Raw genomic sequence first — 23,170 nt, 5'->3', positions numbered from 1 at the left:
CCGCGCGGGGAACGATCGCCGGGCCCGAGAAGAATCGGTCAGAAGGGGGCGCCGTCCCCCCCTTTTTTCATGCAGCATGCCTTGAATTTTTTACCTGACCCGCACGGACAGGGGTCGTTCCGGCCGACCTTCTTGCCGACCTTGCGGACCGGCTCGACCTTGGTGGTCTCCCCCTGCCGCTGGCTGGCGGCGATGGCGGCGTCTTGCTGGGCTCGCATGGTCCGGCCGTCGCCGCCGACGGCACCGACCGCCTCGCCCCCCGAGGCGGTCGAGGCGACGTCTTCCTTGATCGAGCGGGCCCGATCGAGCTGCCAGCGGGCCCCGAGGTACGAGAGGAAGTCCGGGTCGACCTGCTCCATGCGGAAGACGAGGTCGGTGATCTTGTCCGAGACGCTCTGCCACATCTCGTCGTAGATGCGCTTGCCTTCGCGCTTGTACTCGACCTTCGGGTCGACCTGGGCATAGCCCCGGAGGCCGACCGAGCTGCGCAGGTGGTCCATCGTCCGGAGGTGTTCCATCCAGCTCTGATCGAGGATCTGGAGCAGGAGGACCTTCTCCATCTCGCGCATCTCGGGCCGATGGCGGGCGTCGAGGGCGCCGATGAGCTTCGAGCGGGCACCCTGGGCCCCCAGCTCCTTCAGTTCCTCGGGGCTGGTCTCGACGCCGAGCTCCTGCCGGGCCCAGTTCGACAACTCGGACAGGGCGGCCGGGTCGGTGTCGCCGTCGTCCTCGAAGGCGGCGTCGACCTTCGATTGCAGCTCGTCGTAGAGGTGGGCGCCGGCGTATTGCTCGTGGGCGACCTGGACGAGCAGGGTTTCCATCTCGGGACGCAGCAAGGGTTTCAGCGCTTCCACGTCGACCGTCGTGCCGAAGCGTTCCGACGCCCAGGCGGCCAGCCCGTCGCGGTCGTACTTCGCCGGTTGGCCCGGCTTCGGCTCGACCAGGAAACGGCTCATCCCGACCCGGACCGGGAACTCGGCTTCCTTGCGGGCGTACAGTTCCCTCGCCTGGTGCTTCAGCTCCGAGGTGACTTCCTCGGCCGACTTGCTCGACCACTCGGCCGGGTCGGTCGTGAGGCCGAACTTGCGATGCACCCAGCCGGCCAGGGACCGGATGCCCCAGTCGCGGCCGACGAACTCGCGGGCCGGTTCCAGGTCGGTCTTGCGGATCGTCTCGACGGCCTGCTCCCGGATGAACTCGGCCAGGGCGATGCGATCGACCTCGGTCTCGCCGTCGACCGTCCGGACGAACCGCCGCAAGTCGCGATCCTTGAGATTCAAGCTGTAGCGGGCGTTGGCCCAGCTCGTCAGGGCGAGCCAGTTCCATTCGGTCGACTCGGCCTCGGAGGGGAGATTCTCCTCGATCGCCTCGTCGATGGCGTCGGCGGCCTGCCCCTCGGCGCGGTCGCGGGCCCGCTCGACGGCCTCCTCGAACGGGTCGCCCCGGAAGTCCCGGGCCTCGAACTCGACGCCGAGCCGCTGGCCGACCCAGGCGGCGAAGCTGGCCAGGCCGTAGTCGGGGTCGAGGAACTCGGCCACGGCGGCGTCGATCTGACGATCGATCATCGTCAGGATCTCGTCCTTCGTCGGCGCCCCGTCGAGCAGCTTCTGGCGGAACGAATAGACCCCCTTGCGCTGGGTGTCCATCACCTCGTCGTATTCGAGGAGGTTCTTGCGGGCGTCGAAGTTCCGCTCCTCGACCTTCTTCTGGGCCCCCTCGATGCGACGGGAGACGAGCTTGCTCTCGATCGCCTCGCCTTCCTGCATGCCGAGCCGTTCGAGGACGCCGGAGACCCACTCCCCGGCGAACTTCCGCATCAGGTCGTCCTGGAGCGAGAGGAAGAAGCGGGAGCTGCCCGGATCCCCCTGCCGGCCGGACCGGCCGCGGAGCTGGTTGTCGATCCGGCGCGACTCGTGCCGCTCGGTGCCGATGATGTGCAGGCCGCCCAGCTCGGCGACCTCGCGCCCCTCGGCCTTCATCTCCGGCTCGTACTGGTCGACGGTCTCCTTCCAGACCTCGGGCGGCACCTCGAGCCGGGTCGGGTAGAGCGGCCGGCCGTCCTCGTTCTTCAGGCGGCCGAGGTCGGCCCAGGCCATGAACTCGGGGTTGCCGCCGAGGATGATGTCGGTGCCTCGGCCGGCCATGTTGGTGGCGATCGTCACCCGCCCCTTGCGGCCGGCCTGGGCGACGATCTCGGCCTCCTGCTCGTGGTACTTGGCGTTGAGCACCTTGTGCGGGATGCCGTAACGCTTGAGCATCTCGGCGAGCAGCTCCGACTTCTCGATCGAGGTCGTGCCGACGAGGATCGGGCGGCCGGTCGGGTGGACCTCGCGGATCTCGTCGATGATCGCCTGGAACTTCTCCTTCTCGGTCCGGAAGATCACGTCCGGCTCATTGACGCGCTGCAGGCCCCGGTTGGTCGGGATGGCGACGACGTCGAGCTTGTAGACCTTCCAGAACTCGTTCGCCTCGGTCATCGCCGTGCCGGTCATGCCCGAGAGCTTCGTGTAGAGCTTGAAGAAGTTCTGGAGCGTGATCGTGGCGAGCGTCTGGTTCTCTTCCTTGATCTTGACCCGTTCCTTGGCCTCGACCGCCTGGTGCAGGCCGTCCGACCACTGCCGTCCGACCATGAGGCGGCCGGTGAACTCGTCGACGATGATGATCTCGCCCTTGTCGCTGACGACGTACTCGCGGTCGCGCTTGTAGAGGTGGTGCGCCTTCAGCGAGTTGTCGATCAGGTGCGGCCACTCCATGTTGCCGGGGGTGAAGAAGCTCTCGACCCCGGCCAGGCGCTCGGCCTCTCGAATCCCGTCTTCATTGAGGTGGGCGGTCCGCTCCTTCTCCTTGACCTCGAAGTGCTCCCCTTCGCGGAGCTGCCGGGCGATCCGGTCGGCCTCGGCGTACTTCTTCACGTCGTCGAAGGCCGGCCCGGAGATGATTAAGGGGGTCCGGGCCTCGTCGATGAGGATCGAGTCCACCTCGTCGATGATCGCGTAGTGGAGCGGCCCCTGGGCCTGCGACTCCCGAGACGGCTTCATGTTGTCGCGCAGGTAGTCGAAGCCGAACTCGTTGTTCGTGCCGTAGGTGATGTCGCAGCCGTAGATCTTCTGCCGCTGGCGCGGGTCCATCTGCGACTGGATCGCGCCGACGGTCAGCCCGAGGCCATTATAAAGCGGGCTCATCCACTCGGCGTCGCGGCGGGCGAGGTAGTCGTTGACGGTGATGACGTGCACCCCCTTGCCCTCCAGGGCATTGAGGTACGCCGCCAGGGTCGCCACCAGGGTCTTCCCCTCGCCGGTGACCATCTCGGCGATCTTGCCGTCGTGCAGGACCATGCCGCCGAGCAGCTGCACGTCGTAGTGACGCATCTTGAGGAACCGCCGCCCCCCTTCGCGGCAGACGGCGAAGGCCTCGGGCAGGAGGTCGTCGAGCGTCTCGCCCGAGGCGAGCCGACGGCGGAACTCGGTCGACTTCTGCTTCAACTCCTCGTCGGAAAGCCGCTCGACGATGGGCTCCAGGTCGTTAATCTGGGCGACGATCGGTTGCAGGCGTCGGATCTGACGCTCGTTGGAGTTCCCGAAGACCCGGACCAGGCCGTGGGAAACCCCTTCGCTGAAGGCATTCAGGGCGTTGGTGGTCTTGTCCCACAAATCGCTGAGAAGAACCGTCGCCTCCATGAGTGTTGACCGCCTCCCGCGGAAAAGGGTGTGCCGCTCTAACTTCAATAATGAAAAGATTTTATTGAAATCGGGTTTTCTGGTCAAGCGAGGCTTGACCGACTCGTCCTAGCACTATAGGACGTGCCGAGAGGCCGGACTCGCGGCGCGAGGGGCCTGGCGTTAGAATCGTTGCGATCCGATTGGTCCCGTCGCGGATCGGATCGAACCGCCCGCACCCCCTGAGATGGAGCGCCGAAGTCTCGTGGAGGATTCCGAATCGCAGGAGGCAGCCGGGGCCTCTCGCCGTCTCATCGTCCTGGGCAGCGGCACGTCGACCGGGGTCCCGGTCCTCGGCTGCGATTGCCCGGTCTGCCGGTCCGACGACCCTCGGAACGCCCGGACCCGCCCGAGCGTCCTGGTTCGTCTTCCCGCGGGCGACCTGTTGATTGATACTCCGCCGGAGCTTCGCTTGCAATTGCTCCGGGAGGGAATCCACCGGGCCCATGCGATCCTTTACACCCACGCCCACGCCGATCACCTGTTCGGCCTCGATGACGCCCGGCTCTTTCCGAAGATGATCGGCGGGCCGGTCCCGATCTACTGCGAGCAGGAGGTCGAGGAGGCCATCCGACGGGCCTTCCCCTACGCCTTCGACGAGCGAGCCATGCGGATCCCGAGAGGCGGCGTACCGCAGGTCGAATTCTCCCGGATCGGCCCCGACGAGTCGTTCTGGGCCCTCGGCGAGCAGATCACGCCGATCCGGCTCCACCACGGCCGCTTCCGGGTCCTCGGCTTCCGGATCGGCGGGCTCGCGTATTGCACCGACGTCTCCGAGATTCCCGAGGAGAGTTTCGCGAAGCTCGAAGGGCTCGATACCTTGATCCTCGACGCCCTCCGCCCCGAGCCGCATCCGACCCACTTTTCGCTCGATGAGGCGCTGTCCGCCATCGAACGGTTCCGCCCGCGCCGGGCCTTCCTGACCCATCTCTCTCATTCGTATGACCACGGCCCGGCCGAGGAACGCTTGCCCCCCGGCGTCCGCTTGGCCTACGATGGCCTCGCGATCCCCTTCTGAGGGGCGATCGAAACGAAGCCCTGGCCCGACGTTGGCTAGCCGGGGACGCGGTCGTTCGGTCGTCCGAGGCCGATGGCTGTCCCCCTTTTTTCCCCTTTTTGCGTTGCGATGAGGAGCCGATTGCCGATGCCCGCCGACCCCGCGTTGGTCGACCGCCTGGCCCAGTTCGGTCAGGATCACGTGCTTCGATTCTGGGATGAGCTTGATCCCGAGGGTCGGAATCGACTGATCGGCCAGTTGGAGCGGCTCGACCTGCCGCGATTGGCCCAGATGATTGATCGCCTGGTCCTCAGCCCCTCGAAGGAAGAGGCGCTGGCGATCGATCCGCAGCAGGTCGAACCGGTCGACGTCCGACGGGTCCCCCAGACCGATTCCGAGCGCGTGATCCGCCGTCGAGCGGCCGAACGCGGCGAGGCGGCCCTGGCGGCCGGCGAGGTGGCGGCGGTGCTCGTCGCCGGAGGCCAGGGGACCCGACTCGGGTTCGATGCCCCCAAGGGGACCTACCCGATCGGCCCGGTCTCGGGTGCCAGTCTCTTCCAGATGCATGCCGAGAAGCTGGTGGCGCTCGGCAGGCGGTTCGGCAAGCCGATCCCGCTCTACATCATGACCAGCCCCGAGAATCACGAGGCGACCACCTCGTTCTTCGCCCAGCATCAGCAGTTCGGCCTCGATCACGTCCGGTTCTTCGTGCAGGGGCAGTTGCCCGCGGTCGACGCCGCCAGCGGCAAGCTCTTGCTGGCCGCGAAGGATTCGCTTGCCCTCAGTCCCGATGGGCACGGCGGCACCATCACCGCCCTGGCGGCCAGGGACCATCCCGATCAGGCCAGTTGCCTGGACGACATGAGCGATCGAGGGATCCAGACCCTCTTTTACTTCCAGGTCGACAACCCGCTCGTCCAGATCTGCGACCCGGCCTACCTCGGCCTGCACCTGATGGCCGAGGCCGACATCTCCTTCAAGGTCGTCGAGAAGCAACGCCCCGAGGAGAAGGTCGGGGTCGTCGTCCAGGTCGACGGGCATGCCCAGGTCATCGAGTACTCGGACCTGCCGACCGAGCTGGCCGAGCGTCGGGAGCCCGACGGCGGCCTCCAGCTCTGGGCCGGCAGCATCGCGATCCACTGTTTCGACCGGGCCTTCCTCGAACGGCTCGTCTCCGGCGGCGGGCAACTCCCGGTCCATCGGGCGCTCAAGAAGGTGCCGCATCTGGGCGATTCCGGGCGACGCGTCGAGCCCGAGGGGCCGAACGCGGTCAAGTTCGAGACGTTCATCTTCGACGCCCTCCCGCTGGCCGATCGCTGGTCGATCGTCGAGACCGAACGCGCGATCGAGTTCGAGCCCTTGAAGAACGCCACCGGGCCCGACTCGCCTGCGACCGTCCGGCAGCGGCTGAGCGACCTGTTCGGCGACTGGCTGGAGCAGGCCGGCGCCCAGGTCCTGCGCCGCGGGGACGGCTCGGTCCCGTTCGGGATCGAGATCAGCCCCCTGTTCGCGCTCGACGCCGCCGAGCTGAAGCAGAAGATCGAGCCCGGCCTGGTCGTCGACCGGCCGATCGTGCTCGGCCCCTGATGGGAGCAGGCCCTTGAAGTCGCTCGGCGTGACGCCCCGAAGCGTCGGCGCCGGGCGTCGGCGTGGTCAATAGGTTGCGCGTCTGTCTCCGTTCACCGAAAAGGATTGCCCGACGCCTCGCTCGCCTGGCGGATCGTCGGACAGGAGGTTCGCTATCGTGCTCCATGCCGTGATCATGGCCGGTGGGAGTGGCACACGCTTCTGGCCCAAGAGTCGCCGCAATCGCCCCAAGCAACTGCTCCGCCTGCACGGCGACGAGACGATGATCCAGCAGACCCTCGGGCGGATCGAGGCGCTCGTCCCGCCCGATCGCACCTGGATCGTCACCGGGAGCGACCAGGCGGCGGCGACCCGCGAGCAACTCCCCGATCTGCCGGCCGATCAGGTCGTCGGCGAGCCGTGCCCGCGCGACACGGCCGCCTGCGTCGGCCTGGCCGCCTCGCTGGTGGCGAGCCGGGATCCGGAGGCGACCATGATCGTCATGCCGGCCGACCACGTCATCGAGCCGGCCGAGGCGTTCGAGGCGACGGTCCGCGCCGCGGCCTCGGTCGTGGACGAAGACCCGACCGCATTCGTCACCTTCGGCATCGCCCCCGATCGGCCGGAGACCGGCTACGGCTACATCGAACGGGCCGAGGAACTCGGCCGCCCCGAGGGGATCCCCCTGTACCGGGTCGAGCGGTTCCGCGAGAAGCCCGATCGTGCCACGGCCGAGCAATTCCTGAGCACAGGCCGGTTCGTCTGGAATGCCGGGATCTTCGTCTGGCGGGCACAGGCCGTCCTTGATGCCCTGGCCCGGCATCGCCCCGGCCTGGCGGAGGCCATCGCCCGTGTGGCCGCGTCGCTCGGGACCGATGCGTTCCAGGAGGTGCTGGAACGCGAATATCCGGGGATGGAGAAGATCCCGATCGACAAGGCCGTGATGGAGCAGGCCGAGAACGTCCGGGTGCTGGAGGTCCCCTACCGCTGGAACGACGTCGGCGACTGGCGAGCCCTGACCGCCCTGGTCCCCCCCGACGATCGGGGGAACACCATCCAGGGGCCGGTCCACGCGGTCGAGTCGTCCGGCTGCATCGTGGTGGCCGACGAGGGGCGGCTCATCGCGACCCTGGGGGTCGAGGATCTCGTCATCGTGCAATCGGGCGGCGCGACGCTCGTGGCGCGCAGGGATCAGCTCGACCGCCTCAAGGCCCTCGTCGAGGGCCTGGGTGAGGCGGGATTCGGCGAGACCTTGTGAGCCGGCCGGATCCGGCCGGGGCGGCTCACGAGAAGTGTTTTCTCAGCATGGCCAGGCTCTCGGGGACCCCGACCTCGGCATCCTCATTGCCTTCGAATTCGAGGGAGATCCAGCCTCGGTATCCGGAGTCGCGGAGGATCGAGGCGATCCGGGCGTAGTCGAGGTCGAGCGCGTACCAACGCCCGCCGCCGTAATAGGTCTTCGCCTGGACGAGCGAGATGGGGACCTCGCTGGCGGCCATCGCTCCCATCTGCTCGTAGGAATCCTCCAGGAAATTCCCGGTGTCGAGGGTCATCTGGAGCCAGGGGGAGTCGATCGCCTCGACGATCCGGAGCACCCCCTCGGCCGTCCGCCCGAGGCCCCAGTGGTTCTCCAGGCCGAGCACGACGCCGCACTCGGCGGCCTTCGGCAACAGGGACTCGATGGCGGCGATCACCCACTCGAACGCCTCGTCCTCGGTGTGCCCCGGCAGGGTCGGCTCGATCCCCTTGTTCGCCATCAGCTCGTCGAAGCTGCCGCTGGTCCCCCAGCGTCCGGTGTTGATCCGCATGGTCGGGATGCCGAGTCGGTAGGCCAGCTCGATCTGGCCGAGCGTCTTCTCGACCTCCGACCGGCGGAACTCGGGATCGGGGCTGACGAACCCCTGGTGCGTGGAGAAGCCCATCAACGCCAGGCCCAGGGAATGCGCCCGGCTCTTGATTTCCTGCAAGGCCGGGTTCGAGGTGTCTCGCATCTGCACGAGCAGCAGCTCGACGCCGTCGAATCCCATGTCCGCGGCCCGGTCGATGCATTCGAGGATGCCGAGCCGTTCCCCCCGGAACTGCCAGAACGAATAGGTGGACACGCCAATCGGGTAGCGTTGCCGGCCCGGGCCGGCCGGCGGCGCCGCCGCGTCGTCGCTCGGGGACGCGGCGAGCTTCGAGACGGGGGCGCTCCCGAGGCCCAACGCCCCCGCGACCAGTCCGGCACGCCCCAGAAATCCCCTGCGGTGGATGTCGATCATCGCGTCGAGTCTCCTCACTGACCGCCGCTCCGTCAGGATCCGGGGCGGAGGCTTGGGGTGGATCAAGATCGTCGAGTAGCCGATCGGGCCCGCGTCGCGTCGGCCGGCCCGGCCGACGAGCCGTTGTCCGGTCGGCTCGGCCGGGGTCAGCCCGACGATACCGTCTGCCCAGGGGCGTCGATAGGGGGTCCACCTCCATTCTCCGGCGCCCGGGGCCGACCGGCCCGGGGGCGGACGGGGCATGTCGGATTCTCTCAATTCCTTCGGATTCGGGGCTCTTCGACCTCTTCCGGAGGGCGTCTCGCCCGAGTACAGTGATGGGGCATCTTGCCGATCGGGACGAATTCCGCGGAGCCCGGACCACATCGCCTCGGAAGGATCTGATCGTGATCCAGACGATCCCGCAACTCGGAAAGGGGCTGGTGGCCCTGCTCGTGGCGATGGCCGCCGCCGTCGGCCAGGCGCAGGATCTCGGCCTCGACGACGACCTCGAGCCGGTCGAGAGCGAGTCCGTCCGCCGCTTTCGAGAGCTGACCGACCCCGGCGCCCAGGACGACCCGGCCCGGAAGGATCTCCGACCCCCGTTCGAGTTCTACCGGACCCAGGTGGCCCCGTTCGACGTGCTGACCTACTTCAAGCCGAACCACTGGGCCAGCCTCTCGCAGGAATTGCAGGCCAACCTGGCCGACTACGAGGGCCAGTTGCGGACCGCGCAAATCCCGATGCGGAACATGCCCCGCTCGGTCTCCTTCCGCAGGGAGGCCCGATTGCCCGACGACGAGCCGATGCGCCTCGGCTGGCCGGCCTTCCTCCCGCTCGAATTCCGGACGCTCGACATCGAACTGGTCCGCCCCGGGTCGATCCGATCGGACGATTCGACCCAGGCCCAGCTCCTACCGATGATGCCACACCAGATGCTCTGCGTCGTGCTCTCCAACGACCCGGCGGCCTTCGACAACTGGAAACGCTTCCAGGCCCTCGTCCCCGCGACGACCGACCTCGGCGACCAGCAGCAGGTCGAGCGGAGCAGCTACTACCGGCTGGTCATCCCTCAGGAAGCAGGCAAGCCGAACCTGCCGACGCACCCGCTGACCTGGACGACCATCAGCCACGTCCTCTGGGACGGATTCGACCCGAACGAGCTGGACGTCGGTCAGCAGCGGGCCCTGATCGACTGGCTGCACTGGGGAGGGCAGCTCATCGTCTCCGGCGGCTCCACCTCGTCCCTCGCCCTGCTGGCGGATTCCGAGAGCTTCCTCGCCCCGTACCTCCCGGCCGAGCCCTCGGCCGACTCGATCACGCTGACCGAGGCCGAGATGCAAGGGCTGGCGGGCCGATACCCCCCTCCGGTCTGGAGGATCGAGCGCCTCGAGGACCCGCAAGGGGACTGGAGCCTGCCGGGATTGCGGTCCCCGGTCCGGGGGACCAGCCCGAATTCCCGATACGGCCCGATCGAGCCGATCGATCTGCCCCCCGATCGGCCCTTCTTCCTGGCCGGGTTGGCCCCGCTGCACGACGACGTGCAATGGATCACCGACGACGACGGTCGCCGCTTCGGGGTGGAGCGGCGGGTGGGTCGGGGACGCATCCTCTGCCTCGCGTTCGATCCCAAGGAGGCCTCCCTCCTGCGCTGGAAAGGCTACGACACCCTGGTCCGCCGCGTCATGTTCCGGAGGCCCGAGGACCGCTGGAATCCGCTCGATCCCAACGCCATGTTCGTGCTCTCCGGCCCGGAGCTGAGCTGGTATCGCCTGCTGGGCCGCGACCTCGAGCCGGAAGCCACGAGGCCCCGGCGATCGGCATTCTCCCGGTCCGAACCGTTCACTCCTCGGGGCCTCGGCCTGGACGACCCCTTCGAGGAGGCGCTCCCGGGCGAGCCGGTCGCGGCCTGGCTCGACACGGCGAAGCTGCCGAGCCTGGCCAGGCAAGGCCTGGTGGCCGCCTCGGGCATCGAGGTCCCGGGCGCCCCGTTCGTCCTGCGGGTGATCCTGGCCTACCTGATCGCCCTCGTCCCCTTGAACTGGCTCCTCTGCCGGTACGTCTTGCGGAGGAGGGAACTGGCCTGGGTGATCGTGCCGGTGCTGGCGTTCGGCTTCGCGATCGCGGTGGAGCGGGCCGCGGCCATCGACACCGGCTACGACCGGGCCTGCGACGAGGTCCACGTCCTCGAACTCCAGCCCGGCTCCTCGAGGGCCCACCTCAGCCGCTTCTCGGTCCTCTACTCGACCGGGCGCGAGTCGTTCTCGATCTCCTACCCCGGCGAGCCGTCCGCGTTGGCGCTGCCCCTGAACGCCAATCTCGGGATCCGGGGCGAGCAGACGATCGCCTCCACCTGGCAGGCCTCCCCCGTCCCCTCGCTCCTCGACTTCAGGGTCGAGCCCCGGAGCCTGGCAATGGTGCGCTCCGAGCAGATGCTCGACCTCCCCGGCCGCCTCGCCCTGGAGCCCTCCGAGGACGGCTCGGAGAACTTGATCAACCCGACGGGGCTCGAACTCCGCGATGCCGTCCTCGTGCACGTGGGGGGGGCGGGCGAGCCCAACCGGTACACCCCGCTCGGGACGATCCCCCCGGCAGGGGCCCTCCCGCTGCCGTCGGGCGATGCCTCGTTCGCCGAGGTGCCCTCGCCCCGGGGCGATGCGGCCGAGGGGAGGCCCGATTGGATCGATGTGCAGGAATTCCTCGACGAACTCTGCTCGTACAACTGGGGCCGACCCGAGGACGCCGGGGAACTCCGCCTGGTCGCCTGGGCCGACGCCATGATGCCGGGCCAGGTTCTCGAGCCGGGCGTCGACCGCCATCGGGGGGTCACGCTCGTGGTGGCCCATCTCCGCTACGGCCCGCTGCCGTCCCCCGACGGGGCGATCTACACCTCCGTGCGTCCGGCCTCGGCGCAACACCACTGAGCCCTCTCGGAGTCCGACCGGTCATGATCGAGGTGCGCAATTTCACCAAACGCTACGCGGAGTTCGTGGCCGTCGACGACCTGAGCTTCTCCATCGGCGAGGGGGAGATCTTCGGCTTCATCGGCCCCAATGGCGCGGGCAAGAGCACGACGATCCGGTTCCTGGCCACGCTGCTCCGCCCCAGCTCGGGCGAGGGGTACATCGCCGGCCACTCGGTGACCGAGGACCCGATGGCCGTCCGCAAGGTCATCGGCTTCATGCCCGACGACTTCGGCGTCTACGACGGCATGAAGGTCTGGGAATTCCTCGACTTCTTCGCCGTGGCGTACCTCATCCCCCGGTCCTCCCGGAAGAAGATCATCGCCGAGGTGCTCGAGCTGCTCGACCTGACGCACAAGCGAGACGACTACGTCAACGGCCTCTCCAAGGGGATGAAGCAGCGGCTCTGCCTGGCCAAGACCCTGGTCCACGACCCCCCCGTCCTGATCCTCGACGAGCCGGCCTCGGGGCTCGACCCCCGGGCCCGGGCCGAGATGAAGGCCCTGCTGACCGAACTGCGGTCGATGGGCAAGACGATCCTCGTGTCGAGCCACATCCTGCCCGAGTTGGCCGACTTCGTCACCTCGATCGGGATCATCGAGCGCGGCAAGCTCCTCGCGGCCGGCAGCGTCCAGGAGATCCAGCGCCAGCTCCGCACCCATCGTCGCCTGGAAATCCGGGTCACCGACCCCGACCTCGCCCATGCCGAGGCGATCCTGAGGGCCGACGAAAAGGTTCACGACATTACCAGCTACGACCATACATTGACCGCCGAGGTCGACGGGGGCGAGACCGAGATGGCCCGCCTGCTGCAGCACCTCGTCGCGTCGGGCGTGGGCGTGCAATCCTTCTCCGAGGTCGAGATGACGCTCGACGAGGTCTTCATGACGGTGACCAAGGGCATCGTCAACTGAGGCGGCCCTTGCCGGGGCCGGCGATCGGATCATGATCTTCCGAGAGAATCCCGTTCTGACCCGAGAGCTCCTCGTCAATCTGCGCTCGTCGCGGTCGTTCCTGCTGCAACTGGCGTACGTCTCGTTCCTCGGGGTGGTCGTCTATTTCGCCTGGCCGGCGGGATCGGAGGCCACCAATCAGGTGGGGCCCGGGGTCTCGCAGCGCCTGTTCAACCTCTTCTTCCTCGGGCAGTTCTTCCTCGTCGCCCTGGTGGCGCCGACGTTCGCCTCCGGCAGCATCTCCGGCGAGAAGGAGCGGAAGACTTATGAAATGCTCCTGGCCAGCCCCCTGGAACCCTCGACGATCCTGATCGGCAAGCTGCTCAGTTCGTCGACGTATCTCATCTTGCTGATCCTCTCAAGCCTGCCGTTGATGATCCTCTGCTTCCTGCTCGGCGGGATCCTGCTGTCGGAGATTACCCGGGCGTATCTCATCCTGATCCTGGCCGCCGGCACGTTCGGCCTGATCAGCGTGGCCTGCTCCAGCTTCTTCGGGCGCACGAGCTCGGCCCTGGTGGTCAGCTACCTGGTGATCCTGCCCCTGGCCTTGATCACGGTGACGGTGACGCAGACCGACAACGTCGTCCTGAGAGACGTGGTGTCGATCGCCGTGCTCCCCCCCTGGTGCATCGCCATCTGGGTGATCGTCGGCCTCCTGATCAACCGCCGGTTGCTCTACCCGCCCGACGTGGGGAGCGAGGGGAAGGAGGTCGTCGACGAGGAAGAGGAGATGAAATACGCGGTCGGGGTGGTGATCGACCGGGAGATGTTCCCCGACATGCTGTTCGCCCCCGCCAAGCGCACCGACCTGATGCCCGACGGCACCAATCCCGTGCTCGACAAGGAGCTGCGGAGCGAGATCTTCAGCCAGGGGACGTTGATGCTCCGCCTGGTGATCCAGGTGAGCATGTTCCTGTCGATCCCCCTGATGGCCTACCTGCTCTTCCTCCGGCCCGAGCTGACGGGGTTCTACGTCGGTTACGTCCTGGTGTTCAACATGCTCGTCGGCCCCGTCTTCTCGTCGGGGAGCATCACGCAAGAGCGCGAGCGGAAGACGCTCGGCCTGCTGCTGACGACCCTGCTCCGGCCCGGGACCATCGTCATCGCCAAGCTGCTCGCCTCGGCACGGGTCTCGACGGTCCTCACGTTCCTGCTCACCGAGCAGATCCTGCTGGCCTACATCCTGATCCCGGAACTCCGAGACCGCTGGTGGACCCTCTTCATCTTCCTCGCCCTGATCGCGGCGACCTGCATCACCACCACCTCGGTCGGCCTGCTCTGCTCGGCCCTGAGCCGTCGGACGTCGGTGGCGATGGTGATGACCTACCTCATGCTGCTCGTCCTGTTCATCGGCCCGGTGGGACTGGTCTGGTACCTCCAGGGCTACACGCAGCTCTCGGAGCAGCGGCTGTCCTCGCTGACGATCACCAGCCCGTTCGCCGCCTCGTTCAGCATCCCGATCCCGTCGACCGACGATGGCAAGCCCTACATCCCCTCGTTCCTCGGCTCGACTTCCGTTGACGTACCGTTCCTGAGCGACACCCGGGTGCCGATCTGGGTGGCATTCCTCGCCGTCACGCCGGTCATCGTGCTGCTCCTGAACGTCATGACCTACCTGGCCTTCCGCTGGCGCTGGTGGCGAGCGGGCATGACGATCTGAGGCGCCCCGGGCGAGTTGCGGAACGAAGCCGATCGCCCTACCGGGTCGGCAATCGCCCCTCGTCGAGGTACCACATCCGATCCGGGCCGCGTGACAGGGTGGTGTCGACCATCGACGACGCGAGAGGACTCCGGTCCTCCTGGCCTCGGAGGAAGATCGAGAGCCGGTACGAGGCCTTCACCGCCTCGTGGCCGGCGCTCTTGTCCGCCGTGAACTCGTCGATCCGCACGCTCAATGGGGTGAACCCTCCCGCCCCGTTTTTGCGTTTCAAGGATCGGGCCTGCTCCTTCCAGTAAGCCTGGAAGGCGGGATACGAGCCGAATTCGGGGGCCGATCGCCCCGCCGAGCTGAGCAGGAGCCACATCCGGCGATGATGCGGGATGTGATGGGAGAACGCACTGAAATAGTCGCGGACCGCGTGTTCCGGGGTCATCCGCACCGGCCGTTCGAGCGTGATCGCGATCGGATAGCTCAGCAGGATGACGACCCCCGCGCCGAGGCCGAAGATCGCGAACGACCGCATCAGGTGTTCGGCCGAGAAGCTCACGTAGACCAGTGCCATCAGCGCCAGGAGGGCCAGCGAGAGGCGGACGATCGTCGGCCCCCACTCGGCCCATCGGGTCCACGGTTGGAGCACGGGGGCGGGGGTCAGTTCCTCCGGGCGGCTCGACCCCGCCCCGGATCGCTCGATCCTCGGCTCGTCCTCGGGAGCGATCGGGGGCGGTCGCCGCTCGGGTCGATCGGCAGGGTGATGATCGACCAGGTCGTAGCTTTCAAGATCCAGTGCCGGATCATCCGGTCGGCTCGCCTCGGCATCGGATCCCGTGCCATCCCCCGGGGCCGAGGGCTCCGGCTCCGGCTCCGTCTCGGGCTCGGGCTCGGACTTGGGGGCATCCCGGAACAGGAATGCGGCGTCGGCGATCTCGCGGTCGTCGTCGTCGGGGCGGGGCATCGGCAGTTCCCTCCGTGTCAAATCAAACGCCTGGGGAGCACGTCGTCGGACGGCAGGGACGCGATCACCACCGAAGCAACTCCCGGGGAATGACCTGCACGGAGCCGTCGCTCGACCCGAGGAGCAGGTCGAGCGAGCCTCGGCCCGACCAGTCGACGCCGATCGGGCTGACCCCCTCGTCGCCGGCGACCAGCGGGCGGCCGTCGGCCAGGTGGAGGGGCCTCGGGATCACGACTCCGTCCCCCCGGTTCTCCAGGAGGAGCAGATTCGGGGCCTCGTCGAGCGACCGATACGACAATCCCGTCATCCCGGGCACGACGAATCGGGCATCGAGGGGCAGCCCGAGCAGCAGGTCCGGTCGATCGGACTCCGTCCAGGGGCCGGCCCAGAGGCTGCAACGCCCGCCGAGGCCGAATGCCCCGTCAACCCGGATCAGTCGGCCGTAGCGGTCGACCAGTGGTTCCGGCGGGGCGACGTCCAGGGTGTCGACGCGTTTCCAGACGGAGAGGAAGCCCTGGAAGTCGGGGGCGATCAGGTCGGGCAACCCCGAGCCGCACCAGTCGATCGCGGCCGGCTGGACCCGGGACGGGAGGATCAGGGGGCGGCGTTCGCACCGGATCGGCTCGGCGTGGTCGAACCGGGGCTGCGTGGCGTGGCCATTGTTCCGGAGGAAGAGGACGTCGCCCCCCCGCCCGGTGACGATCAGGTCGGGCCTCCCGTTGTCCTTCCAGTCGACGAGCACCGGGCTGGACGAGCCCATCGGCGGTTCGATCGGCCCCAGGAGGCGGCCTTCGGTCCCGGGGCCGATCCGGAAGGGGATCCCGCCCGCCTCCACCGGTTCCAGGGGGCCGTAGCGGTGATCCCCCGGCCCGCCGAGGTCCATCAGCCAGTGCAACTGGCCGGAGGCATCGCCCGAGACGAGGTCCAGGCCGCCGTCGCCGTCGAGGTCGCCGGCCGTCACCGCCGCCCCCCCCGGCAATCGGAGCGTCCGGCCTTCCTGGAGCACGGGGCCGACCATCCGCCCCGAGTCGCGCCTCGACCCCGAATGCACGGCGAAGACGCGGCCCTCGGAGGTCCCGAACACCAGCTCGCTCCGCCGGTCGCGGTCGAGGTCGGCCGCCGAGACGACCGTGCGATCCTCCGGGAACCGGAACGGTTGCCCGTCCTCGAGCATCAAGGGACGAGGTTCCATCAGGACCGGCGGCAGCTGCCCGCCGAAGTTGCGGAAGAACCGGAGCGTTCCTTCCTCATCGACCGACGCGACCTCGACGGCGGCGGAGGTCCCCCAGGCCACCAGCAGGCCGGCCGGCCGGGGGCCGACCTCGGCCAGGGGCCCGTTGGGGTCGATCGGCTCGGGGGCATCGAAGCGGAGGGGGCCCTCGGCCGGGCCGAGATTCCGAGCCCAGAACAGCCTGCCGACCGGGGATCGGCCTTGCCAGCGGCCCGACCGGTCGAAGCCGGGGTGTGACCCGGTCTCGTCGAGGCCGACCTGTTGGTTGGTCGGCACCTTGGGATCGGGCCAGTAGCCGTCGAGGTCGTCGACGCCGAAGACCAGGTCGACCCGCCCGTCGCCGTCCCAGTCGATCGGCAGCATCTGGGCGACCCGGGCGTTCCCGAGTCCCAGGTCGGCCGGCAGGTCGAGCACGACCCGATCGCCGAAGCGGGGCTCGTGCGCGGTCCCCGAGTTCTTCAGCCAGACGAGCCCTCCGCCGCCGATCGCGACCAGGTCGAACCGGCTTTCCTGGCCATTCGGGATCGCGCAAGGGAGCCGCAGGCCATCGAGCGCCGGCACCTCGACCCCTTCGTCGAACCGAGGGGGGGATTCTCCGGGGCTCGAGACCGGCCGGTAGACGCGAGCCCGGCGTCCGGCGGGGCCTCCCCGGGCGGTCACCAGCAGGTCCGGCTCCCCCCTGCCGAACCAGTCGAGCACGATCGGCTCGGCGTCGGGGCCGAATCCGAGCGGCTGGGGCCCGGCCGAATCGTCCCAGGCCGGCGACACGATCCCCGACGAGGCGCCGCTGCTGGGCATTCGTTCCGCATCATTCGTCCATGCTCCGACGCTTGCCATGGCGATCTCTCGAGGGCTCGGCGGTTCGGCCGGCCGGCGGGGGCCGATCGACCGCCCAGGGGAGGTGGGGGGGGGAGGATCGTCCGACATTCCCGGACATCTCGCAAGGCCGCTTCCTCGATCGCGCCGGCTTGCGTTAGACTCGCGGGAATGAAACGGATCCTCGGGCTCGATTACGGACTTCGTCGCGTCGGAATCGCGGTCTGCGACCCGGATCGGCGCATGGCCTCCCCGGTCGACGTGTACCAGCGACGCAACGAGCGACTCGATGCGACCTATTTTCGATCCCTGGTCGCAGAATTCAACATCGATCGGCTCGTCGTCGGCCTCCCCCTGCTCGGGCACGGCGCCGAGGGCGACTCGGCCGGGCAGGCGAGACGCTGGGGGAACTGGCTCTCCGAGCAGACCGGGATCCCCGTCTCGTTCGTCGACGAGCGGTATTCCACCGTCGAGGCCGAGGAATTATTGCGGTCCTCGGGCGTGAAGGCGAGCCGGAGGCGATCCCTGCGTGATATGATCGCGGCGCAATTGTTGCTCCAGGCCTTCCTCGACGCCGGCTGTCCCGACTCGGACTCCCCCCCCGCCCCGCTCGATGATCCCGCCTCCGACCCCGAAGAGGACGATTGATTCGTGAGTACCCTGATCATCGGTTGCGGCTACCTGGGGATCCGAGTCGCCCGCCGGATGATGGCGGCCGGCCATCGCGTCTTCGCGACGACCCGATCGCGAGACCGGGCGAAGGACCTCGAACGCGAAGGCATCGAGCCGATCCTCGCCGATGTGCTCGTCCCCGAGTCGCTCGACGATTTGCCGGCGGTCGAGCGGGCGTTCTACTGCGTCGGCTTCGATCGGTCGGCGGGAGTGCCCATCGACCGGCTCTATGTGGACGGCCTCCGGCACACGATCGGCCGGCTCGCCTCGCGGGCCAAGCGATTGATCTACGCCAGCTCGACCGGCGTCTACGGCGACCACGGGGGGGCCTGGATCGACGAGCAGACCCCCGCCGATCCGCAGACCGAATCGGGCCGGGCCTGCCTCCGGGCCGAGCAATTGCTGACCGACTTCGCCGAGGTCTCGATGTACCCGGTCACGATCCTCCGGTACTCCGGCCTCTACGGCCCCGGGCGCCTGATGCGCCGGGAGGCCTTGCAATCGGGGACGCCGATCGCCGCCGACCCCGAGTCGTTCCTGAACCTGGTGCACATCGACGATGCCGCCTCCGCCGCCGTCCTCGCGCTGCGGAGCCCCAGGCCCGGCCCTCGGTACCTCGTCAGCGACGATCGGCCGGTCCGGCGCCTCGAATTCTACGGACGCCTGGCCGAGGCCCTCGGCGCCCCCCCGCCGAGCTTCACCGAGCCTTCGGGCGACGGGCCGATCCGGGGCGATGCCAGCAAACGCGTGTCCAATCGGTCGATCAAGGCCGACCTGGGCTGGACGCCCGAGCATCCCGACATCAGCACCGGCATCCCCGCCAGCCTGGCCGAGGAATCGCGCCAGGCCGATCGATCCTGACCGGTCGGCATGCGTCGCCGCCGCCCCCGCCCGTGAAGCCCGGAGTCGCACCCACAATGTCCTACGCTCGTCCGCCCCGGCCGGGGATCCTCGGGCCGCTCTCCTTCTTCAGCTTCGTGCTGTCGTTCCTCAACGTCGTCTGGATCGTCATCCTGGCGGTCTTGGCCCTGGTCGCGGGAGCGGTCGGGTTCCTCTTCGGCCCGGTCGTCGGGGTGCTGGGGTCGCTCGTCGTCGGCCTCTTCCTCGTGATGCTCCTGGCGCAATCGCTGCTGAGCGTCCTGCTCTTCCTCGCCGCCTGGAGGACCTGGAGGGGGCTCCCCTCCGGGCGGTCGCTCCACCTGACCTGGGCCTGGATCACCATGATCGTCGACCTCCTCGACCTCGCCTTCACGGCCGGGATCGACGGCGGCGCCTGGGTCCGCCTGATCTATGCGATGTTCGTCATCTTCATCCTCAACCGCGACGACGTCCGCGCCTACTTCTCCCGGGGGGCCTTCGCCCCCCCTCCTACAAGGGGCAAGGGAAAGGGCAAGGCCTTCGACGAGTGGTCTTAATTTGCCAGGATCGGCCTTCAAGGCGCTGCCCATCCGCGCACCAGCGTTTGCACGATTCTCCGGCAGATTGGCGACTCGTGGATCGTCACGCCGAGGAGTGGCCCCACCTTCCCGACGTCCGGCGCGGATTTCGCAAAAGATGCGACACACCCTAAATCCAGCAGTCGCAAGAGGAAGGGGTTGAAGTTCGTGGCGGTATCTGTCATACTCTGAACCTTGTGAGGTCATTTGGCATCTGGTTTTCGATGCTCTAGGATATCGCAGCGAGGTCACGAACCCGTTTTGTCTGGAAAGGCATGTTTTGGAGGTCGATCGCAAGGTCGCACGGTTATGGGGAGTCCCGGAAAATCTGCCGATCGGATCGAGGCCCTGCGTTCCATGCTGGATCGCCTCTGCGCCCCCGATCTGACGCTGTCCGAGGCGAAGCAACTCGTCCCGAATCTCTCGACGATCCTCGACGCCGACGCTCCCCGCGGCAATCCCGCCCGGGAGCGAGCGGGCACGTACCACTCGCCCTCGTCCTGCTGTCAGGATCGCCATTGATCGCTCGATCGGTCCGGTCGACTCGTGCTGAGTTGAACTGAGCCGAGCCGATCCGAGCGAGGTCGAGATGAGTTGACCTCACTCCGGACGGCCCGAGATGGAGCGGGCGAAAAGACACGGGGCTGCGACTTGAAGCACCCCACCCGCTTCGGTTACACCGGAGAGAGGCCGCGTCCCCAAGCACGCGGCGAGCCGTCTCAACCACCCTCTCCGGCCGAGGTGCTCGACTGGCTTCCGCTCGATCTCCGCGCCGCCTCGCCCGGTTCGTTGATCGACGCCTGCCGATCGCCGTCCTCGGTGTGTTGCCGAGGCATCACGATTCATGTGCCAGTCTTTTCAGCACGCGATCGCCGTGGCGGTCCTGGGGCTTGCGACGATTGCAAGCGGGCAAGACTTCCCCCAACCCTACGATTCCCAGGACCCCCAGGGCGGGCTGACACTCGCCGCCGAGGCCCTGACGAACCTCAGCCTGCCGGAGGGCTTCCAGGCCACCCTGTTCGCCTCGGAACCCGACGTGCAGCAGCCGATCGCGCTGGCGACCGACCCGAAGGGACGCCTCTGGGTCGCGGAGAATTACACCTACGCCGAGCATCAGCTCAACTTCGACACCAACCTGCGCGATCGCATCCTCATCCTGGAGGACAGCGACGGGAACGGCCGGTTCGATCGCCGGACGGTCTTCTGGGACGAGGGGGTCCGGATTTCGAGCGTCGAGGTCGGCTTCGGCGGCGTCTGGGTGCTGAGCGCCCCGTACCTGCTCTTCCTCCCCGACCGCGACGGAGACGATCGGCCGGACGGCCCCCCCGTCGTGATGCTCGACGGCTGGGAGGCCGACTCGATTCGACACAACCTCGTCAATGGGCTGCGGTGGGGGCCGGACGGGTGGCTCTACGGCCGCCACGGCATCCAGGCAACCTCCCTGGTCGGCCGACCCGGGGCCCGTGACGAGGATCGCGTCCGGCTCAACTGCAGCGTCTGGCGCTTTCACCCCACGAGGCATGTCTTCGAGGTGGTCGCCCGCGGGACGACGAACCCCTGGGGGATGGACTGGGACGAGCACGGCGAGCTCTTCCTGATCAATACGGTGATCCCCCACCTCTGGCACGTGATCCCCGGCGCCTATTTCGAGCGGATGTACGGCGAGCACGATCGCCCCCACCTCTATGCCCTGCTCGGCCAGACCGCCGACCACGTCCACTGGGACACCCGAGAGGCCTGGAGCGACATCCGCGAAGGGGTCTCCGCCACGACCGACCAGGCCGGCGGCGGGCACGCCCACGTCGGCCTGATGATCTACCAGGGAGACAACTGGCCCGACGATTACCGAGGCGATGTCTACGCCCTGAACTTCCACGGCCGTCGCGTCAATCGCGACCGCCTCGAGCGTTCCGGAGCCACGTATACCGCCCGTCACCTGCCCGACCCGATCGCCTGGGCCGACCCCTGGTTCCGGGGCATCGAGCTGCTCTCGGGGCCGGATGGCGGCGTGTTCGTGGCCGACTGGTCCGACATCGGCGAATGCCACGAGAACGACGGGGTGCACCGATCCTCGGGACGAATCTACAAAATCACTTACGGCAACCCGTCGCCTCCCCCCGTGGCCGACGTGGCCGCGCTCGACGCGATCGGCCTGGTCGACCTGCTCCCGCACCCGAACGTCTGGTATTCCCGGCAGGCCCGCCGCATCCTGCAGGAGCGGGCGGCATCGGGGGCCGACCTCGGCGAGGCCCGCCAGGCCTTGATCTCCCTCTTCGAGACCGAGGGAGACGAGGTGCTCCGCCTCCGGGCCTTCTGGTCGCTGTTCGCGATCGGGGCCGCGGAGGAACCCTGGCTCATCGGCCTGCTCGATGACCCGAGCGAGCACGTCCGGACCTGGGCCGTCCGATTCCTGGTCGATCGCGGGCCCCCTTCGGACGAGGCGATCGACGCCCTCACCCGGCTCGCCGATCAAGAACGCTCGGGCCTCGTCCTGACGTACATCGCCTCCAGCCTGCCGAGGCTCCCGAACTCGGCCCGCTGGCCGATCGCGCTGTCCATCACCGATCGCTCCGAGTTCGCTGGTGACCCGGTCCTCCCGTTGCTGCTCTGGTACGGGATCGAGCCCGCGGTCCCCGAAGACCCCGACCGCTCGGCGGAACTGGCCGCTCGCCACCCGTTCGGCCCGCTCGCCCGCTTCATCGCCCGGCGATTGATGGTGGCCGCGGGCGATCAGCCCCTGCTCGTCGCTCCCATCCTCGACCGGGCGGCCCGGTCGGACGATCCGGAGTGGCAAAGGGCGATCCTCTCCGGAATCAGCGACGCGCTCCGGGGCCTGCGTCGCGTCGAGCCTCCTCCCGGCTGGGAGGCCATCGTCGAGGGGCCTGGGCGGGGCGACGATCCCGAACTTCGCCGCCTCGTCCTGACCCTGTCCGTCGTCTTCGGCGATGGCCGGGCGCTCGACGAGCTTCGGGCCATCGCCCTGGACCCCGAGGCGGACCTCGCCGCCCGTCGCGACGCGATCGAGAACCTGGTGCGGGGCCGATCCGAGGATTTACTCGGGCTGCTGGGCGGATTCCTCTCGGATCGCGACCTGGCCCGCGACGCGGTCCGGGGGCTCTCGACCCTCGACGACCCCGACGCCGTCGCCTTACTGCTCGATCGCCTCGGTCGGCTCCCGGCCGATGCCAGGCGAGAGGCGATCGGCTCCCTCGCCTCCCGCCCGCGATCGGCCGCGCAGCTGCTCGACGCGGTGGAGGCCGGGCGGGTCGATCGCGACGCGGTGTCCGCCTTCCTCGTCCGACAGCTCCGGACCCTCGGCGACCCGGCGATCGCCGGCCGCGTGAGCACCATTTGGCCCGAATACCGCCCCATCTCCGAGCAGGCCCAGGACCGCATCCGGGCCCTGCAATCGGTCATGACCCCCGAGCGGTTGGCCGAGGCCGACCCGGCGAGGGGCCGCCTCCTCTTCTCGCAGTCGTGTGTCCAGTGCCACATCCTCTTCGACGAGGGGAGCAAGGTCGGCCCCGAGTTGACCGGATCGCAGCGCGGCGAGCTGGCGTACCTGCTGGAGAACCTCGTCGACCCCAACGCCACGCTCGACAACGACTACCGCATGACCATCTTCGCCCTGGCCGATGGTCGCATCATCAACGGCTTGATCGCCGAGCAGACCGACCTGACCGTCACCATCCAGACCCCGACCGATCGGATCGTCGTCCCCCGGGACGAGATCGACGAGACGCGGACGTCCGAGCTGTCCCTCATGCCCGAGGGGCTGCTCGATCCGCTGGAGGAGCAGGAGGTCGCCGACCTGCTCCGCTATCTCCAGTCGCCGACCCAGATTCCGCTCCCCTGATCGAGCCCGAGCCCGAGGGCGCTCGCCCGAGTCCGGCCGATCCGCGCGACCATCGCGCCGTGCCCCCCCTGGGGCGTGGCATCCGGCGGGTGGTCCGCGTATCGTCTGGGGA

Annotated in this window: 15 protein-coding genes; 11 read left to right on the top strand and 4 right to left on the bottom strand. The window is 68.4% G+C overall.

The features are described from left to right. Positions 1-38: 38 nt before the first annotated feature. Positions 39-3,677 (bottom strand): preprotein translocase subunit SecA, encoded by a 3,639-nt coding sequence (secA, locus tag AB1L88_RS06475; RefSeq protein ID WP_367095819.1) that lies wholly within the window; start codon positions 3,675-3,677, stop codon positions 39-41. Between the two features lie 244 nt (positions 3,678-3,921). On the opposite strand from secA, the gene AB1L88_RS06470 reads away from it, so the two are divergent. From AB1L88_RS06470 to AB1L88_RS06460, 3 genes are all read left to right on the top strand, one after another. Continuing rightward, complete coding sequence (locus tag AB1L88_RS06470; RefSeq protein WP_367095818.1) at positions 3,922-4,734, top strand: MBL fold metallo-hydrolase; 813 nt, start codon at positions 3,922-3,924, stop codon at positions 4,732-4,734. 126 nt (positions 4,735-4,860) lie between these two features. Next, positions 4,861-6,300 (top strand): UDPGP type 1 family protein, encoded by a 1,440-nt coding sequence (locus AB1L88_RS06465; RefSeq protein WP_367095817.1) that lies wholly within the window; start codon positions 4,861-4,863, stop codon positions 6,298-6,300. A 157-nt stretch (positions 6,301-6,457) separates the two neighbouring features. Further along, the gene (locus AB1L88_RS06460) at positions 6,458-7,537 is read left to right on the top strand and encodes a mannose-1-phosphate guanylyltransferase (protein WP_367095816.1); all 1,080 of its coding nucleotides are present in this window, start codon (positions 6,458-6,460) and stop codon (positions 7,535-7,537) included. A gap of 25 nt (positions 7,538-7,562) precedes the next feature. On the opposite strand, the gene AB1L88_RS06455 is transcribed toward AB1L88_RS06460, so the two are convergent. After that, positions 7,563-8,540: a sugar phosphate isomerase/epimerase family protein gene (locus tag AB1L88_RS06455; protein WP_367095881.1), complete on the bottom strand. Its 978-nt coding sequence runs from the start codon at positions 8,538-8,540 to the stop codon at positions 7,563-7,565. Between the two features lie 386 nt (positions 8,541-8,926). On the opposite strand from AB1L88_RS06455, the gene AB1L88_RS06450 reads away from it, so the two are divergent. The 3 genes from AB1L88_RS06450 to AB1L88_RS06440 are packed head-to-tail and all read left to right on the top strand — an operon-like array spanning position 8,927 to position 14,095. Beyond that, positions 8,927-11,443, top strand: coding sequence for a hypothetical protein (locus AB1L88_RS06450; protein WP_367095815.1), 2,517 nt, complete (start codon positions 8,927-8,929; stop codon positions 11,441-11,443). Positions 11,444-11,466: 23 nt separating this feature from the next. Continuing rightward, the gene (locus tag AB1L88_RS06445) at positions 11,467-12,396 is read left to right on the top strand and encodes an ABC transporter ATP-binding protein (protein ID WP_367095814.1); all 930 of its coding nucleotides are present in this window, start codon (positions 11,467-11,469) and stop codon (positions 12,394-12,396) included. A gap of 31 nt (positions 12,397-12,427) precedes the next feature. Further along, on the top strand, positions 12,428-14,095 hold the full coding sequence (locus AB1L88_RS06440; RefSeq protein ID WP_367095813.1) for an ABC transporter permease subunit: 1,668 nt from the start codon (positions 12,428-12,430) through the stop codon (positions 14,093-14,095). Positions 14,096-14,132: 37 nt separating this feature from the next. Here AB1L88_RS06440 and AB1L88_RS06435 read toward each other — a convergent pair whose 3' ends face one another. Together AB1L88_RS06435 and AB1L88_RS06430 are read right to left on the bottom strand one after the other, a co-directional pair. After that, complete coding sequence (locus AB1L88_RS06435; protein ID WP_367095812.1) at positions 14,133-15,047, bottom strand: hypothetical protein; 915 nt, start codon at positions 15,045-15,047, stop codon at positions 14,133-14,135. A 64-nt stretch (positions 15,048-15,111) separates the two neighbouring features. Continuing rightward, a complete protein-coding gene (locus tag AB1L88_RS06430; RefSeq protein ID WP_367095811.1) occupies positions 15,112-17,076 on the bottom strand; it encodes a hypothetical protein in 1,965 nt (654 codons plus the stop codon). Between the two features lie 189 nt (positions 17,077-17,265). Between AB1L88_RS06430 and ruvX the strand changes: the two genes are divergently transcribed. The 5 genes from ruvX (at position 17,266) to AB1L88_RS06405 (ending at position 23,058) form a co-directional block, all read left to right on the top strand. After that, positions 17,266-17,742, top strand: coding sequence for a Holliday junction resolvase RuvX (gene ruvX / locus AB1L88_RS06425; RefSeq protein WP_367095810.1), 477 nt, complete (start codon positions 17,266-17,268; stop codon positions 17,740-17,742). A 3-nt stretch (positions 17,743-17,745) separates the two neighbouring features. Continuing rightward, positions 17,746-18,627 carry an SDR family oxidoreductase gene (locus AB1L88_RS06420; RefSeq protein ID WP_367095809.1) on the top strand — a complete coding sequence of 294 codons (882 nt, stop codon included), beginning with the start codon at positions 17,746-17,748 and terminating at the stop codon, positions 18,625-18,627. Between the two features lie 56 nt (positions 18,628-18,683). After that, positions 18,684-19,181 carry a hypothetical protein gene (locus AB1L88_RS06415; protein ID WP_367095808.1) on the top strand — a complete coding sequence of 166 codons (498 nt, stop codon included), beginning with the start codon at positions 18,684-18,686 and terminating at the stop codon, positions 19,179-19,181. Positions 19,182-19,559: 378 nt separating this feature from the next. Further along, on the top strand, positions 19,560-19,724 hold the full coding sequence (locus AB1L88_RS06410) for a hypothetical protein (protein ID WP_367095807.1): 165 nt from the start codon (positions 19,560-19,562) through the stop codon (positions 19,722-19,724). A 322-nt stretch (positions 19,725-20,046) separates the two neighbouring features. Then, positions 20,047-23,058, top strand: coding sequence for a PVC-type heme-binding CxxCH protein (locus AB1L88_RS06405; RefSeq protein WP_367095806.1), 3,012 nt, complete (start codon positions 20,047-20,049; stop codon positions 23,056-23,058). Positions 23,059-23,170 lie beyond the last annotated feature (112 nt).

Origin of the sequence: Tautonia sp. JC769 (assembly GCF_040717455.1) — a bacterium.
In the GTDB taxonomy this organism is placed as follows: domain Bacteria; phylum Planctomycetota; class Planctomycetia; order Isosphaerales; family Isosphaeraceae; genus Tautonia.
The sequence above is the reverse complement of the archived record's forward strand: the minus strand, read 5'-3'. Positions and strand labels throughout refer to the sequence as shown.